The sequence below is a fragment of the Streptomyces sp. NPDC006134 genome (assembly GCF_040628835.1).
In the GTDB taxonomy this organism is placed as follows: domain Bacteria; phylum Actinomycetota; class Actinomycetes; order Streptomycetales; family Streptomycetaceae; genus Streptomyces.
Genome location: NZ_JBEXTV010000076.1, coordinates 18405 through 35289 on the forward strand (window position 1 = coordinate 18405; position 16885 = coordinate 35289).

Sequence of the window (16885 nt, forward strand, 5' to 3'; positions counted from 1 at the left end):
GCCCCGCCGCAGCCGGGGGACCTCAGCCGGGGTGCCTCGGTCACGGGCCGTCGCAGGCCATCGCGGGCGCCGGCGGACGGCGTGTACGACCGGCGTGCGGGGACGGCCGGTGCGGGCGGCGCGTGCGACCGGCGCGCGGGGCCGGGCCCTGCGACTCCGCGGAGGCGGAAACTCGGTGGGCAGGGCCCGTGACGGTCCGTAGGCTCGCCACCGATGCTCTCCACACACCCCACCGCCGAGGACCGGTCCGCCGTTCGCGCGCTGCTGCGCCTGTGGCCCTATGTGCGGCCGGTGCGGGCGCGGCTGCTGACCGCCGCGTTCGTCGCGGTCCTCGCCTCCTGTACGGGGCTGGTGATCCCGCTGGTCCTGAAGTGGATGGTGGACGGGCCGGTGGCCGGCCGGGACCCGGCGGGCGTGTGGCTGGGGGCGCTGTGTCTGCTGCTGCTCGGGTGCGCGGAGGCGCTGCTGTTTGGGCTGCGGCGGTGGCTGGTGGCGCGTCCGCTGGCGGGTGTCGAGGCGGCCATGCGGGCGGATCTGTACCGGCACCTGCAGCGGCTGCCGGTCGCCTTCCACGACCGGTGGCCGTCCGGGCAGCTGCTGTCCCGGGGGACGACGGACCTGATGCTGCTGCGGATGTTCCTCGCCTTCCCGCTGACGTTCCTGTTCGTCAACGGGGTGACCATCGTCGTCGGCGTGGCCGTCATGCTGGTGCAGGACTGGACGCTGGGGCTGGTGATCCTCGGGCCCTCCGTGCCGATGATCGTCACCTGCGCGGTCTTCGAGAGGCGGTACGCCGCCGTGGCGCGGCGGGCGCAGGACCAGGTCGGCGATCTGACGACGGTGGTCGAGGAGAGCGTGCTCGGCATCCGGATCGTCAAGGGGTTCGGGCGGCACCGCAGCCAGGCGCGGGCGTTCGGGGAGCTGTCGCGGACGCTGCGCGGCACCGAGCTGGGCAAGGCACGGCTGCTGGCGGCGATCTGGGCGGTCATCGTCACACTGCCGGAGCTCGCGATCGCGGCGGCGCTGGTGGCCGGCGCCGTACAGGTGGCCGACGGGCAGCTGTCGGCGGGCACGCTGGTGGCGTTCCTGTCGACGGCGCTGGCGCTGCGGTGGCCGGTGGAGTCCATCGGCTTCCTGCTGGCGATGAGCCAGGAGGCGGCGACGGCGACGCAGCGGTACTTCGAGGTGATGGACGCCGAACCGGAGCCGGAACCGTCGCGGGTGGCGGACGGCGGGCCGGAACCGTCGCGGACGGCGGACGGCGGACCGGAACCGTCGCGGACGGCGGACGGCAGACCGGAACCGTCGCGGACGGCGGACGGCAGACCGGAACCGTCGCGGACGGCGGACGGCAGACCGGAACCGTCGCGGGTGGCGGACGGCAGACCGGCCGTGCCCGCCGGTGACCGGGGCCTGCGCTTCGAGAACGTCACCTTCCGCTACCCCGACGCCCCGCCCGGCTCCCCGCCCGTCCTGGACCGCGTCGATCTGCACATCCGCCCCGGCGAGTCCCTGGCCCTGGTCGGGGCGACGGGCAGCGGCAAGACGACGCTGACCGCGCTCGTGCCCCGGCTGCACGAGGTGACCGGGGGCCGGATCACGCTGGACGGCGTGGACATCGCCGCGATGCCCCGTGCGGAGCTGCGCGCCAAGGTCGCCGTCGCCTTCGAGGAGCCGACGCTGTTCTCGGCGAGCGTCGGCGAGAACGTCCTGATGGGCGCCGGGGACGGGGCCGGCCGGGCGGAGCTGGAGCGGGCGCTGGCCGTGGCACAGGCCGGCTTCGTGCACACCCTGCCGCAGGGCACCGACACCCAGGTCGGCGAGCAGGGCCTGAGTCTGTCCGGCGGGCAGCGGCAGCGGCTGGCGCTGGCCCGGGCCATCGTCGGCGAGCCGCGGTTCCTGGTGCTGGACGATCCGCTGTCCGCGCTGGACGTGCACACGGAGGCCGCCGTGGAGGCCGCCCTGCGGCGGGTGCTCGCCGGCGCCACCGCGCTGATCGTGGCGCACCGCCCGTCCACGGTCCTGCTCGCCGACCGGGTCGCCCTGCTCTCCGGCGGGCGCGTCACGGCCGTGGGCACGCACCAGGAACTGCTGCGCACCAACGCCGAGTACGCCCGTCTGATGTCGGGCGCCGGGGAAGAGGAGGACGACGCGCGATGACGGCCCCCACGACGTCCGCCCCCGTGCCCGGTGAGGCGGAGGACGCCGATGCCCCGTCCGGCCCGGACCGCGCCGACGACCCCTTCGACCGGGACGTCCTGCCCACCCCGCCGGGCGCGACCGCCGCGCTCCTGCGCTCCCTGCTCGCGCCGATGAAGGCCCGCGTCGCCGTCACCACCCTCCTGCTGCTGCTCCAGCAGGCGGTGGTGCAGGCGGGCCCGCTGCTGGTGGCGTACGCCATCGACCACGCCGTACCGGCCCTCACCGGCGGCGACCGGGGGCCGCTGGTCGCGGTGGGCGCGGGCTACCTGCTGTGCGCGCTGGGCGCCGGGGCGCTGCAGTACGCGTTCATCGCCGCCTCCGCCCGCGTCAACCAGGACGTGCTGCTGGACCTGCGCGGCCGTATCTTCCGCCACGCGCAGGCGCTCGGCATCGACTTCCACGAGCGGTACACCTCCGGCCGGCTCATCTCCCGCTCCACCACGGACGTGGAGTCGCTGCGCCAGCTGCTCGGCGAGGGGCTCCAGGAGCTGGTGACGGTGATCCTGTCCTTCGTGTACATCACGGCGCTGCTGCTCTGGCTGGACCTGGGGCTCGGGGCCGTGGCGGCGGCCTCGTTCGTGCCGCTGTACGGGCTGGTCCGGGTGTACCGGCGGCGGGCGGGGGAGGTGTACGGGCGCAAGTCCACGGCGATGGCCGCCGTGATCGTGAAGTTCGTGGAGACGATGAACGGCATCCGGCCGGTGCGGGCCTTTCGCCGGGAGGCCGCCAACGACACCGCCTTCGCCGCCCTGAACCGGCGGCACGAGCGGACCAACGGTGACGCGCTGCTGGAGATGGCCCGCTATGTCACCGGTTCCCGGCTGGTCGCCAACACGGCCGTCGCGGGGATCGTGCTGTGGGGCGCCCACCGGGTGGCGGACGGCTCGCTGGCCCTCGGAGTGCTGGCGGCGGCGGTGCTGTACCTGCGCCGCCTGTACGACCCCATCGACCGGCTGGGCATGTTCCTGAACTCCTACCAGTCGGCGGCTGCCTCGCTGGAGAAGATCGCGGGCCTGCTGGCGCAGACGCCCACCGTGCCGGAGCCGGCGGTGCCCAGGGAGCTGCCGCCGCGGGTGTCGCGGGACCCCGGCCGCGAGGTCGTCTTCGACTCGGTGCGCTTCGCCTACCGCACCGGCGGCGAGGTACTGCCCCGCTTCGGCCTGACGATTCCCGCCGGGCAGACCGTCGCCGTCGTCGGCTCCACCGGCGCGGGCAAGTCGACGCTGGCCAAGCTGCTCGCCCGGTTCTACGACCCCACCGAGGGGCGGGTGCTGCTGGACGGCGTGGACCTGCGCGACCTGTCCGTGGCCGAGCTGCGGCGCGGGGTGGTGATGGTGACGCAGGAGGCGTTCCTGTTCTCCGGCACGGTCGCCGAGAACATCGCGATCGGCCGTCCGGACGCCTCCCGGGAGGAGATCGAGCGGGCCGCGAAGGCGATCGGCGCCCACGACTTCATCAGCGCACTCCCCGACGGCTACGACACCGACGTCCGCAAGCGGGGCGGCCGGATCTCCGCCGGGCAGCGCCAACTGGTCGCGTTCGCGCGGGCGTTGCTGGCCGACCCGGCGGTGCTGATCCTGGACGAGGCGACCAGTTCGCTGGACGTCCCGGGCGAGCGGGCGGTGCAGCGGGCGATGGCGACGGTGCTGAAGGGCCGTACGGCGGTGGTGATCGCGCACCGGCTGTCGACCGTGGAGATCGCCGACCGGGTGCTGGTGATGGAGCACGGCCGGATCGTCGAGGACGGCACCCCGGCCGAACTGATCGCCGCCGCCGGACGGTTCGCGGACCTGCACCGGGCGTGGCGGGAGAGCCTGGCGTGACGGTACCGGCCAGGGACCTGAAGTCCGCCTACCCACTTTCCCGCGGATCATGACTGGCCCTCAGGAGTCGGCACAGGATCCCCCGACTTGCCCACAGATTCCCACGGGATGCATACCTTCCCTTGGGCAACTGTGGTGACGATCACTCGGAATCTCACATTCCACACACAGTGTTTGTACAGGCCAGCTTTATCGTCCTTCCGTGATCTTGCCGACCGGCAGGATCGGAAGGGATGGCACATCCTTGTCCAGATACACAACGGGGCGTTCCCGCCCCGGACGCCGAAGAGGCCGTATCGCCCTGGCGTCCGCTCTCGTACTGGCGGCGGAGGCCACCTTCATATCCGGCCGGACGGCCGTGGCGGCACCGGAGCAGCCCCCCCGCGCCGGCCGCCGAGGCGTCCGCCGAGGCCCCCTCCGAAGAAGAGATCCGGGAGGCGGACCTGGCCTGGGCGGCCGAGCACGCCAAGGGCTCGAAGGCCTGGGCGATCCGCGAGGCGCGGCGGACCGGGAAGAAGGTCGTCGCCACCGACGAGACGACCCCCACCGCGTACACCGTCGCCAACCCGGACGGCACCCTCACCACCGAACTCACCTCCGGTCCCGAGCGGGTCTGGAAGGACGGCGCGTGGCGGAAGGTCGACGTCACCCTCACCGAGAACCCCGACGGAAGCGTCACCCCCAAGGCTCGCCCCAACGGCCTGCGGCTGGGCGGCAAGGGCGGCACGCTGCCGCGTACCCTGCGGGCCGCCCAGGACGACACCGCCCGTGACCTGGTCACCCTGGGCAGCGGCGACAGCAAGGTGACCCTCCGGTGGAAAGGCGGCCTGCCGCAGCCCGAACTGGACGGCACGCGCGCCCGCTACAAGGACGCGGTACCCGGCGCGGACGTGATCGTCGAGGCCACCCGCACCGGATTCGAGCAGTTCGTCGAGATCCGCGAGCGGCCTTCCGGCGCCTACTCCTACACCCTGCCGGTGAAGGCCGAGGGCCTGAAGGCGCAGGCGAACGAGGACGGCTCGGTCACCTTCCGCGACGCGCGCACCGGCGTCGCCAAGGCCACCATGCCCGCCCCGGTGATGTGGGACTCGGCCGTCGACAAGGTCTCCGGAGAGCACACGAACCGGGCCCGCGTCGCCATGGAGGTCGTCGACAGGGGTGCGGGCGAGGTCGACCTCGTGGTCACGCCGTCGGCCGAGTTCCTCGCCGACCCGGACACGAAGTTCCCGGTCACGGTCGACCCGTCCACCTCCGCCCTCACGAACACGTTCGACACCTACGTGCAGCAGGGCGAGACCGTCGACTGGTCCACCGACGTCGAACTCGACTTCGGCAACCCGGGCACGAAGAACGCCGACGGCACCCCGCGTACCGCGCGCTCCTTCATCACCTGGAACACCACGCCAATCCAGGACGCGCTGATCGTCGACACCAACCTGGCGCTGTGGAACTTCCACTCCGGCAACGCCGTCGACTGCAGCGCGCAGGAATGGACCGTCTGGGACACCGGCGCCCCCTCCACGTCCTCGCGCTGGACGTCGCAGCCCACCTGGAAGCAGCAGTACCACTCCTCCACCCAGACCAAGGGCAACGCGGACTGCGCCGCCACCCAGCCGGACGGCTGGATCAACGCCGACATCGACGCCCTCGTCCAGTCCTGGGCCTCCGCCAAGGTCACGCGCGGCCACATGGGCCTGCGGGCCGCCACCGACGACACCCGGGCGTGGAAGCGGGTCAACTCCGCGAACAACGCGGCCAACCAGCCCAAGCTGTCGGTCACGTACAACTACCGTCCCTCCGACGGCACCGACCGGCAGGCCGGCGCCCCGTTCAAGTCGTACGCGGGCGTGTGGGCGGTCAACACCACCACCCCGACGCTCCGGGACACCTTCACCGACCCCGACGGCGACACGGTCAACGGCACCTTCCAGATCTACGACGCCGCCACCAACACCCCGATCACCACCCCGGCCGGCGAGGGCCTGCTCGTGTCCGGCTTCGTCGCCTCGGGCAAACCGGCCTCCGTCACCGTCCCGGCCGGGCAGCTGAAGGACGGCAGGACGTACAAGTTCCGCACCAACGCCTACGACGGGACCCACTACAACCTGAGCTGGTCCCCCTGGACCCAGTTCGTCGTCGACACCACCGCCCCCGGCGTGCCGGACGTCACTTCGGCGACGTACCCGGAGAACTGGCCCGGCGGCGCCACGGGCGAGCAGGGCCGGTTCGACGTGGACACCAAGGCCGACGACGCCCGCGAGGTGCAGTACCGGGTCGGCCCCGCCGACACCGACGACGACGGCAACAGCGGCAACACCAGCCCGGACGGCTGGCAGAGCACGCCGGCGGCCCTCACGCGCGGCCTGACCGCGTCCTTCTACGTCACCCCGACCGCGGACGGCAACCACCAGGCCGAGGTGCGGACGGTGGACCGGGCCGACAACACGGGCGCGACCCGCGTCTACGGGTTCGCGTCGCCGCGCCGCACCGACACCGGACGCGCCAAGAAGGTCGACATCGACCTGCCCACGCCGAACATCGCCGCGACGGCCCCGGCGTACCACGACGAGCCGCAGCCCGCGTGGGAGTGGCTGACCGTGCAGCGCGGCGGCACCGTCGCCGACGGCAAGCCGAAGGTGTACCGCAGCGAGAACGGCCGAAGCCGCACGACGGTGACGGTCAAGCCGCTCGCGAAGCTCGAACGCACCCCACAGGAGCTGGAGCAGCTGCAGGCGCAGCCGCGACCGCGCCTCGCCGAGTACCCGGACCCGATCATCGAGGGCTCCTGGTGCGACCCGACCCTGGTGAACATCGAGGCGCGGATGACGCGGACCGAGGCGTGCCTGCCGCAGCAGGTCTCCTACCGGGTCGAGGACCTCTCCACGCCGCCGAAGGTGTACCAGCAGATCTTCGACGTGCTGTACATGGTGAAGGTCGACCCGGCGGGCACCAAGATCAAGACGTGGATGCAGATCCTCCCCAAGAACCTCGGGTTCGCGCCCAACCTGCCGTTCCCCGGCGGGGTCAACGGGATGATCACGCTCGACGTCCAGTCCTGGTGCCAGTCCGACGGCTGTGACAAGCAGCAGCAGGACTGGGACTTCTACGGCGGCAAGTCCACCTGGAACGGGAACCAGGACCAGCACATCATCACCGGCATCGCCGACTTCGAGTGGAACGGCACCGTCGCCAACGCCTCCGGGACCAAGGACAAGGACCTGTCCAAGGTGATGCCGCTGCGCTGGTGGATGGACTGGGGCGACACCATTCCGGGCCTGCCGGTCCAGGACGACTCCAAGGTCCCCTCGCTGCCGGTCACGGTCCGCTGCGACAAGGTCGTCTCCGGCAAGGACCCCGGGTGCGTCCTGCCGGCCTACAAGCCGGGGTACACCATCAACGCCGAGGCGTTCCCGGGTGCGGCGGCGCACATCTGGCTGATCCAGAACAAGCACGCCAAGCAGCTGGGCAAGTCCCCGCTGACGCCGCTGCACCACCTGCCGTCCAAGGCGCGCAACGCGCCCGTCCGGGAGACCGAGAACAAGCTGGACAACGGCAAGCCGGGCAACCGCAAGGCGATCTGCGGGCGGGCGTTCCGCAAGCATCCCGACACCGCCACGATCGCCACCCCGAGCGGCAATCCCGACCCGATCTCCTGTGACGAGTACCCGTTCGCGGCGACGTACGAGTCCTCGGGCTTCCCGGCGGCCGACGGTGGCCTGAACGCGGCCAAGAACCCCGACTACGCCGGTCTGGAGTGCGTGCAGACGGTGGTGGCGAAGGGCGACGGCACCCGCGAGCACCTGTACAACGACACCACCTACGACGACCCTGCGTGGCCCGCGCTGTGCGGCCGGTCGTCGATGTCGAACTACGTCAACACGCAGTCGATGCAGCCGTTCGGCGTGAGCTTCGCCAAGCAGTTCCGGCTGCTGGACCGCGACGAGTACTGGGTCGATCCGGGCAACGCCCGGTTCGCGTCCTGCGATCCGTCCCAGGAAGTGATCAAGTGCTCGATGAAGTGACCGGCCCCTGCGGCCCGACGGTTCCGACGGCCTGACCCCCGCGGTCCGGCCAGAGGGCAAGCCCGCCCGGCGCGTACCGGGTGGGCGTGCCCCTTCCCCCTACCTCGACGGAGAACCCGATGAGTGACGTACAACGCGCCTGGGCCGCTCTCACCGGCTGGCTGGCCACCCACGCGCCCGCCTCGCACGCCACCCTGCGGCCCGGCGCGACCGCGGCCGGCGTGAGGTCCGCCGAAAGCGCCATGGGGGTGTCCCTGCCACCCGGCCTCGTCGCACTGCTGACGCTGTGCGACGGGACCGTGGACGCCTCGGCCCTGGACCGCGACCCCGACGAGTACGACCCGGGCCGCTTCCTCGCGCAGCACCACCTGCTGCCGCTGGAGGCCGTCGCCGCGGTCCGCGGCGGTGCGGAAGCCGCCGACGCCTTCTGGGGTCCCTGGATTCCGTTCGCCGTCACCGACTACGCACTCGCCCCGTGGGACGGCCTGGCCGTGGAGCCCGAAGGCCGGCTCGCCGCCTTCTCCCTGGCTGACGGCACCCCGCCGTCGGAGCCCCTCGCCGCGCCCGGGTACGGCTCCCTCGGCGAGTTCCTGGACTCCCTGGCCGCTGCCTTCCTCCACGGCACCGGCCCGCTGACGCAGGAGGCGGTTCCCGGTCTCCACTGCGGCGCGCTCGTGTGGGGGCCGCTGCCGGGGGACGACGCCCCCTGGACGCCGGTTCACCCGGGGAACGACGCCGCGGGCTGAATCCGGCACCTCCTCCGCACCGGGGCGCCGGCCGGGGCGGGTGGCCTGCCCGGGCGGCGGGCGAGGACCGGAGACGGTCCGGGCAGAGCAACGAGTCCGTATAACGAACGTGAACTCCCGGACAACGAACGATTTCCGGCCAACTTACTGACGCGCCCCTGACAAGCGCCCCGGTCTCCTGCCACTCTTCCCACGGCCGCTTCACAGCAACCCCACAGCGTCGCCCACCGCTGTGCCGCGGCCGGAGCTCACGAGCACGTTCTGCGTACCGCCTCGTTCCGTCCGGCCGGCCCACCCGCCGTCCGGTCTCCCCCTGGCCGCGTGATCCGCGGCCGCGCAGAAGGAGTCAGTGTTGAGCAGGTCCTCCCACAGACGCGCCCCCCACACCGTGTCCCGCCGCGGCGCGGCCCTCGCCCTCGCCGGTGTCGCCGCCCTGATCGCCACCGCCCTCCAGTCGGGCGCCGCCACCGCCGCCCCGCCGGCCCCCCAAAAGGCCCCGGGCGCGGAGTCGGTCCGCCTCACCTCCGCCCAGCGCGCCGAGCTGCTGCGCGAGGCCGATGCGGACACCGCGGCGACCGCGAAGGCCCTGGGCCTGGGCGCCAAGGAGAAGCTGGTCGTCCGCGACGTGATCAAGGACCGCGACGGCACCGTGCACACCCGGTACGAGCGGACGTACGACGGGCTGCCGGTCCTCGGCGGCGACCTGGTCGTCGAGACGTCCCCCTCCGGCACCACCGAGAGCGTCGCCAAGGCGACCCGGGCCAAGATCGCGGTGGCGTCCGTCAAGCCCGCGCTCGCCGCCGCGCAGGCCGAGCGGCAGGCGCTCGGCGCGGCGAAGGCGGAGGCGAAGAGCCCGGACGTCACCCGGGCGCCGCGCACGGTGGTCTGGGCCGCGAGCGGCAGCCCGGTCCTCGCCTACGAGACGGTCGTCGGCGGCCTCCAGCACGACGGCACCCCGAACGAGCTGCACGTGATCACCGACGCGAACACCGGCGAGAAGCTGTACGAGTGGCAGGCAGTCCAGAACGGCACCGGCCACACGGTGTACAGCGGCACCGTCCCGCTGACCACCACGCAGTCGGGATCGTCGTACACCCTCACCGACGGGGCGCGCGGCAACCACCGCACCTACAACCTCAACCGCCGCACCTCCGGCACCGGCACCCTCTTCTCCGGCGCCGACGACGTGTGGGGCAACGGCAGCCCGTCCAACCTGGAGTCGGCCGCCGCCGACGCCCACTACGGCGCCGCGCTGACCTGGGACTACTACAAGAACGTGCACGGCCGCAACGGCATCCGCGGCGACGGTGTGGGCGCGTACTCCCGGGTCCACTACGGCAACAACTACGTCAACGCGTTCTGGTCGGACAGCTGCTTCTGCATGACGTACGGCGACGGCTCCGGCAACGTCAACCCGCTCACCTCGATCGACGTGGCCGCGCACGAGATGACGCACGGCCTGACCTCGAACACGGCGCGGCTCGTCTACAGCGGCGAGTCCGGCGGCCTGAACGAGGCGACCAGCGACATCTTCGGCACCACCGTCGAGTTCTACGCCAACAACTCCTCCGACGTCGGCGACTACCTCATCGGCGAGGAGATCGACATCAACGGCGACGGCACGCCGCTGCGCTACATGGACAAGCCCAGCAAGGACGGGGCGTCCAAGGACAGCTGGTACTCGGGCATCGGCTCGGTCGACGTGCACTACTCCTCCGGCCCCGCCAACCACTTCTTCTACCTGCTGAGCGAGGGCAGCGGCACCAAGACGATCAACGGGGTCACGTACAACTCGCCGACCTCGGACGGCCTGCCGGTCACCGGCATCGGCCGCGCCAAGGCCGAGAAGATCTGGTTCCGGGCCCTGACCACCAAGTTCACCTCCACCACCAACTACGCGGGCGCCCGCACCGGCACCCTCGCGGCGGCCGGTGAGCTGTACGGCACCTCCAGCGCCGAGTACAAGGCGGTGCAGAACGCCTGGGCCGCCGTCAACGTCGGCGCGCGCGCGAGCGGCTGAGGCGGGACGGCGCCCCCTCCCATGGGCGGCGCCGCACCAGAGCAGGGCGCCGTCCCGGCGGTTCGACTCCCCGGGGCGGCGCCCTCCCACGTCCGCGGGGGCGGCCGCCGTCGCCACAAACGCGGCGGCGGTCCGCGGAACGCCGCCCTACGCTTGGTGCCCATGTCCTTCACCTACGACGACGTCGGCGCCACCCGCGAGCAGGGCCACTGCCCGCCGGGCTTCCACCCCCTGCACGTCCGCACCCGCCTCGGGGAGGGTGAGCCGGTCTTCCGGCGGGCGGCCGAGGCGGTCCTGACCTGGCGGATGCACCGGGCCCTGGGCGTCGGCATCGACGCGAGCGCGGAGCGGGCCGCGCCCGGTGTCGACGTGACCGTCACCCTCGCCGGGATGATCAAGGCGCCCTGCCGGGTGGTCTGGACGGTGGAGGAACACCGCCGGGCGGGCTGGGCGTACGGCACCCTGCCCGGTCACCCCGAGTGCGGCGAGGAGGCGTTCGTGGTGGACCGGACGGGAGACGGCACGGTCTGGCTGACCGTCACCGCCTTCAGCCGTCCGGCCAAGTGGTACTCCCGGGCGGGCGGGGCGGCGACCCGCGGCCTGCAGCACGCGTACGCCCGGCGCTGCGGAGCCGTGCTGAAGCGGCTCAGCGGCGGGGAGGCGGAGGACTGACCGCTCACCGCATCAGCACCCCCGCCGTCTCCACCACCTCCTCCGACGGGACCGCGACCAGGCCGAGTTCGGCGCCCGACGCCAGCAGCCGGTGGGCGGGCAGGACGCGGACGGTGTAGCCGAAGGGGCCGGTGCGGTCCAGGGCGAGCGGGCCCTCGTACAGCAGACGGCCCTCGGTGTCCGGTCCGCCCACCGGTTTCAGCGGCACGGCCGTGGCGTCGGAGATGCGGTCGTCGGAGTCGACCCGGCCGGAGACCGCCTGGACCTCGACGTCGTCCGGGCCGAGGCCGCCGAGGCCGACCCGCACCCGCAGCCCGAGCGTCGAGCCCAGTTCGGCGGAGGCGGTGGCGGCGGACGTCTCCACGTGGTCGACCCGCACGCCGGACCAGGCCGCGCGCACCCGGGCCTTCCACCCGGCCAGCGAGCGCGCGGCGTCGGGGTCCATCGCCCGGTGGGCCTCGGCGGCCGGGGCGTAGAGGCGCTCGACGTACTCGCGGACCATGCGGCCGGCCAGCACCTTGGGGCCGAGCAGGCTCAGGGTCTGGCGGACCATCTCGATCCACCGGTCGGGCAGCCCGCTGCGGCCCCGCTCGTAGAAGCGCGGGGCGACCCGCTGTTCCAGCAGGTCGTAGAGGGCGGCGGCCTCTATGGCGTCGCGCCGGTCCGGGTCGGTGCCCGCGCCGTCGGCGGTGGGGATCGCCCAGCCGAAGTCGGGCTGGAACCACTCGTCCCACCAGCCGTCCCGCACGGACAGGTTGAGGCAGCCGTTGAGCGCCGCCTTCATGCCGGAGGTGCCGCACGCCTCCAGGGGGCGCAGCGGGTTGTTCAGCCAGACGTCGCAGCCGGGGTAGAGCTTCTGCGCCATCGCCATGCCGTAGTCGGGCAGGAACACGATCCGGTGGCGCACGCGCGGGTCGTCGGCGAAGCGCACCAGTTCCTGGATGAGCCGCTTGCCGCCGTCGTCGGCCGGGTGCGCCTTGCCCGCGACCACGATCTGCACCGGCCGCTCGGGGTGCAGCAGCAGGTCCGTCAGCCGGTCGCGGTCCTGGAGCATCAGCGTCAGCCGCTTGTACGACGGGACGCGCCGCGCGAACCCGATGGTGAGGACGTCCGGGTCGAGGACGCCGTCGATCCAGCCCAGCTCGGCCGTCCCGGCGCCGCGCTGGCGCCAGGAGGCCCGCAGCCGCGTCCGCACCTCCGTCACGAGCTGCTCGCGCAGGGTGCGGCGCAGCTCCCAGATGTCCTGGTCGGGGATGCCGGCGACGGCGTCCCAGCGGTCGTCCGAGCCGCCGACGGCGAGCGCGTCCTCGGTGCGCTGCGTGCCGATCCGCCGGGCGCCGAGCCGGAACACCTCTGGGGCGACCCAGGTGGGGGCGTGCACCCCGTTGGTGACGGAGGTGATCGGCACCTCGTCGGGGTCGAAGCCGGGCCACAGGCCGCGGAACATCTCCCGGCTGACGTGGCCGTGCAGCAGGGAGACGCCGTTGGCGCGCTGGGCCAGGCGCAGGCCCATCACCGCCATGTTGAACAGGCTGGGCTCGCCGCCGGGGTAGGTCTCCCTGCCGAGGCGCAGGACGCGTTCGACGTCGATGCCCGGCAGTTCGGCGCCGGGGCCGAAGTGGCGGGCGACCAGGTCGCGGTCGAAGCGGTCGATGCCGGCCGGGACGGGGGTGTGGGTGGTGAAGACGGTCCCGGCCCGCACCGCCTCCAGCGCGGAGTCGAACTCCAGTCCGTCGGCACACAGTTCGGCGATGCGTTCCAGGCCGAGGAACCCGGCGTGTCCCTCGTTGGTGTGGAACACCTCCGGCTCGGGGTGGCCGGTGAGCCGGCAGTACGCGCGCACCGCCCGGACCCCTCCTATGCCGAGCAGCATCTCCTGGAGCAGCCGGTGCTCGCTGCCACCGCCGTAGAGCCGGTCGGTCACCCCGCGTTCGCGGAGGTCGTTCTCCTCCACGTCGGAGTCGAGCAGCAGCAGCGGGACCCGGCCGACCCGGGCCAGCCAGATCCGGGCGCGCAGCTCCCGCCCGGCGGGCAGGGCGAGGCGCACCCGGGCGGGGGTGCCGTCGGCCTCCTTCAGCAGGGTCAGGGGGAGCTCGTGGGGGTCGAGGACCGGGTAGTGCTCCTGCTGCCAGCCGTCGCGGGAGAGGGTCTGGCGGAAGTAGCCGTGCCGGTAGAGCAGGCCGACGCCGATCAGCGGCACCCCGAGGTCGCTGGCCGCCTTCAGGTGGTCGCCCGCCAGGATGCCGAGGCCGCCGGAGTACTGCGGCAGGGCGGCGGTGATGCCGAACTCGGGCGAGAAGTAGGCGACGGCGGCGGGCAGCCGGGTGCCCGCCTGTGTCCGCGCCTGGTACCAGCGGCTGCCGGTCAGGTAGTCGTCGAGGTCGTCGGCGGCCGCGGTGAGACGGCGCAGGAAGCGGCGGTCGCCGGCCAGTTCGGCCAGGCGGGCGGGGCCGACAGTGCCGAGCAGCCGTACCGGGTCGCCGCCCGAGGCGGCCCAGCGCTCGGGGTCGACGGACTGGAACAGGTCGCGGGTCTCCGTGTGCCAGGACCAGCGCAGGTTATGGGCCAGATCGCCGAGGGGCCTCAGGGGGCCGGGGAGGACGGGACGGACGGTCAGTCGGCGGATCGCCTTCACATTCCACCTCAACGCGGTCGCTCGATGGGACGGGTGGGCCTCACCTCGTCCCTGCGACGGTACCGGCGGCGGTACGGCCCTCGTCGGATGGTTCGCCCCCGGGGCGCCTGTTCGGCCGGAATCACCCGGTTGTCCGGTCCTCCATGACCCATTCCGAACCCACCCAACCAATTTCGGTCATTTTCATCCCGTTCCGCTCCCACACGGTCCGCCCCGGTACCGCCCGGCCGGAAATCACCGCACCCCTTCCTCGCGCCACATGGCCGATATGGCCGATTCCGCCCCCACCGGCCTCCTTGTGGCGCTTCACCCCCGCACGAGAGGCTGCCCAGAGGCGTACCGTCCGCGCCGGTTCCCGACGGGCCCGGCGCGGTGGCCGTACGCCGCGTCGAGGAGGGGACAGCACACCATGGCACGGACGCGAACGCCGCGTCTGCGCCGGGCGGGGGGCTTGGTCGCGGTGACCTGTGCCGCGGCCCTTTCGGCCATCACCCTGCCCGCGCAGGCCGCGCCCCAGGGGCGGATACTCGGCGCCGGCGCACCCGGCTCCGTGAGCGGAAGCTACCTGGTGACACTCGAGGGAAGAACGCAGGCCGCGTCGACGGCCGGAAAGAGCCCCGCCCGGACGTACGGGGTGAGAATCAGCCACACCTACGGCACGGTCCTGAACGGCTTCGCCGTCCGGGCCACGGAGAGACAGGCCAGGCGCCTGGCCGCCGACGCCCGGGTCGCCTCGGTCGTCCAGGACACCCGTGTGGTGGCCGACCGCACCCAGGAGAACCCGCCGTCCTGGGGTCTGGACCGCGTCGACCAGCGGAACCTGCCGCTGGACCGGAGGTACACCTGGCCGGAGTCTGCGGGCAAGGGCGTGACCGTGTACGTGATCGACACCGGGATCCGCGTCACCCACCGGGACTTCGGCGGCCGGGCGAGCCACGGCTGGGACTTCGTGCAGGGCGACCGGAGTGCCCAGGACGGCAACGGGCACGGCACGCACGTCGCCGCGACCGCCGTCGGCACGTCGTACGGCGTCGCCAAGCAGGCGAAGGTCGTGGGCGTGCGGGTGCTCGACGACAGCGGCGCCGGGACCACGGCCCGGGCCATCGCCGGTATCGACTGGGTGACGAAGCACGCCAGGAAGCCGGCGGTCGCCAACCTCAGCCTGGGCGGTCCGCGCAACCCGCAGCTCGACGCCGCGGTCCGCGCCTCCATCGCCTCCGGCGTCACCTACACGGTCGCGGCGGGCAACGAGGGCCGGCCGGCCTCCCTGTACTCCCCCGCGGGCGTCCGCCAGGCGATCACGGTCGGCGCGACCGATCCACGGGACGCCCGGGCGGCGTTCTCCAACTACGGTCTCTCGCTGGACCTGTTCGCCCCCGGCGTGTCGGTCACGTCGGCGTCCCACACCGGTGACACCCGGCGGGTGACCTGGTCGGGGACGTCGATGGCGGCGCCACACGCGGCGGGCGCCGCCGCGCTCCACCTGTCCGGGCACCCGCGGGCCACGCCGGCCGAGGTGGCGAAGGCGCTGACCGGCGGGGCGGCCACCGGCAAGGTGTCGGGCCGGGGCCCCGGCTCACCGGACAGGCTGCTGCAGGTGCCGCGTTCGTGACCCCGCGCACGGCACACCGGCCCCGTCCGCTCCCGGACGGGGCCGGACGCGTGCCGGGCGGGCGCCGGGCAAGTGCCGGGCTCCTGTGCCGTCTTCCTGTGCGGTGCCCGCCTCCCGGCCCCCGCCGTCCGGGGCCGCGCAACCTGGCCGGACTTGTACGCAGACGTACGCGCGAGTAGTTAACAAAGTGCCGGATTGCCCACCCGAAAAGTGTGGGAAGGCTCCTCCGGTACACCCCTCAGGCAGATCCCGCAGGACCCACCTCCCCACAGTCATCCGCCCACCCCTCGTTGACGCGGACAGGAGCGGTCATGCCCGCCAGGCACCACTCGTCGGCACCCCCGACACCCAGCACCGAAGCAGTTCCCGCACGCCCGGCCGGCACCGCCCGGCCGGCCCCCGGGCCGGACCCGGCCGGTGGGACCACCGCCGTCGGGCGCATTCCCGTCCTCGACGTCCGCCCGGTCGTCCAGCACGGACGCCGGCCCGCCAAGGCGGTGACCGGCGAGACGTTCGAGATATCGGCCACCGTGTTCCGGGAGGGGCACGACGCGGTCGCCGCCAACGTCGTACTGAAGGACCCCGAGGGCCGCCCCGGCCCCTGGACGCCGATGCGGGAGCTGGCGCCCGGCACCGACCGCTGGGGAGCCACCGTCACCGCCGGGGCACCGGGCTTGTGGACGTACGCCGTCGAGGCGTGGAGCGACCCGGTCACCACCTGGCGCCACCACGCGCGGATCAAGGTGCCGGCCGGGATCGACACGGAGCTCGTCCTGGAGGAGGGCGCCCGGCTGTACGAGCGGGCCGCCGCGGGCGTGCCCGGTGAGGAGGAGCGGCGGGAGATCCTCGCCGCGGCCGATGCCCTGCGGGACGACTCCCGCCCGGCCGCGTCGCGGCTGGCGGCGGCGCTGACGCCCGGGGTGGACGCGGTGCTGGCCCGGTATCCGCTGCGGGAGCTGGTCACCTCCAGCGAGCCGCTGCCGCTGCTGGTGGAACGCGAACGCGCCCTGTACGGCGCCTGGTACGAGTTCTTCCCCCGCTCCGAGGGCACCCCCGAACAGCCCCACGGCACCTTCCGCACCGCCGCCCGCCGCCTCCCGGCGATCGCCGCGATGGGCTTCGACGTCGTCTACCTCCCCCCGATCCACCCCAT

The 16885-nt window shown here is 73.2% G+C and carries 9 protein-coding genes; 8 read left to right on the forward strand and 1 reads right to left on the reverse strand.

Annotated elements, in window-relative coordinates; translation table 11 throughout:
- The first annotated feature begins 213 nt into the window (after positions 1 to 213).
- The 6 genes from ABZ340_RS33025 to ABZ340_RS33050 all read left to right on the forward strand — a co-directional run bounded on the left by ABZ340_RS33025 (position 214) and on the right by ABZ340_RS33050 (position 11485).
- On the forward strand, positions 214 to 2160 hold the full coding sequence (locus tag ABZ340_RS33025; protein WP_358785565.1) for an ABC transporter transmembrane domain-containing protein: 1947 nt from the start codon (positions 214 to 216) through the stop codon (positions 2158 to 2160).
- Complete coding sequence (locus ABZ340_RS33030; RefSeq protein ID WP_358785566.1) at positions 2157 to 4025, forward strand: ABC transporter ATP-binding protein; 1869 nt, start codon at positions 2157 to 2159, stop codon at positions 4023 to 4025. Before ABZ340_RS33025 ends, ABZ340_RS33030 begins: the two co-directional genes overlap by 4 nt.
- A gap of 233 nt (positions 4026 to 4258) precedes the next feature.
- On the forward strand, positions 4259 to 8047 hold the full coding sequence (locus tag ABZ340_RS33035) for a DNRLRE domain-containing protein (protein WP_358785567.1): 3789 nt from the start codon (positions 4259 to 4261) through the stop codon (positions 8045 to 8047).
- 119 nt (positions 8048 to 8166) lie between these two features.
- Positions 8167 to 8793, forward strand: coding sequence for a hypothetical protein (locus ABZ340_RS33040; RefSeq protein WP_358785568.1), 627 nt, complete (start codon positions 8167 to 8169; stop codon positions 8791 to 8793).
- A gap of 349 nt (positions 8794 to 9142) precedes the next feature.
- On the forward strand, positions 9143 to 10813 hold the full coding sequence (locus ABZ340_RS33045; RefSeq protein WP_358785569.1) for a M4 family metallopeptidase: 1671 nt from the start codon (positions 9143 to 9145) through the stop codon (positions 10811 to 10813).
- Between the two features lie 162 nt (positions 10814 to 10975).
- Positions 10976 to 11485 (forward strand): DUF1990 domain-containing protein, encoded by a 510-nt coding sequence (locus ABZ340_RS33050; RefSeq protein ID WP_358785570.1) that lies wholly within the window; start codon positions 10976 to 10978, stop codon positions 11483 to 11485.
- Between the two features lie 4 nt (positions 11486 to 11489).
- Here the strand turns inward: ABZ340_RS33050 and ABZ340_RS33055 are convergent, their stop codons facing one another.
- On the reverse strand, positions 11490 to 14120 hold the full coding sequence (locus ABZ340_RS33055; RefSeq protein WP_358785571.1) for a glycosyltransferase family 1 protein: 2631 nt from the start codon (positions 14118 to 14120) through the stop codon (positions 11490 to 11492).
- A gap of 409 nt (positions 14121 to 14529) precedes the next feature.
- On the opposite strand from ABZ340_RS33055, the gene ABZ340_RS33060 reads away from it, so the two are divergent.
- Both ABZ340_RS33060 and ABZ340_RS33065 read left to right on the forward strand, forming a co-directional pair.
- The gene (locus ABZ340_RS33060; protein ID WP_358785572.1) at positions 14530 to 15732 is read left to right on the forward strand and encodes a S8 family peptidase; all 1203 of its coding nucleotides are present in this window, start codon (positions 14530 to 14532) and stop codon (positions 15730 to 15732) included.
- Positions 15733 to 16043: 311 nt separating this feature from the next.
- The coding region (locus ABZ340_RS33065) for a maltotransferase domain-containing protein (protein ID WP_358785573.1) at positions 16044 to 16885 on the forward strand (842 nt) is incomplete at its 3' end.

Coding starts and splice junctions, on each gene's coding strand:
- ABZ340_RS33025 (WP_358785565.1), top strand. CDS start 214: ATGCTCTCCACACACCCCACCGCCGAGGACCGGTCCGCCGTTCGCGCG.
- ABZ340_RS33030 (WP_358785566.1), top strand. CDS start 2,157: ATGACGGCCCCCACGACGTCCGCCCCCGTGCCCGGTGAGGCGGAGGAC.
- ABZ340_RS33035 (WP_358785567.1), top strand. CDS start 4,259: ATGGCACATCCTTGTCCAGATACACAACGGGGCGTTCCCGCCCCGGAC.
- ABZ340_RS33040 (WP_358785568.1), top strand. CDS start 8,167: ATGAGTGACGTACAACGCGCCTGGGCCGCTCTCACCGGCTGGCTGGCC.
- ABZ340_RS33050 (WP_358785570.1), top strand. CDS start 10,976: ATGTCCTTCACCTACGACGACGTCGGCGCCACCCGCGAGCAGGGCCAC.
- ABZ340_RS33060 (WP_358785572.1), top strand. CDS start 14,530: ATGGCACGGACGCGAACGCCGCGTCTGCGCCGGGCGGGGGGCTTGGTC.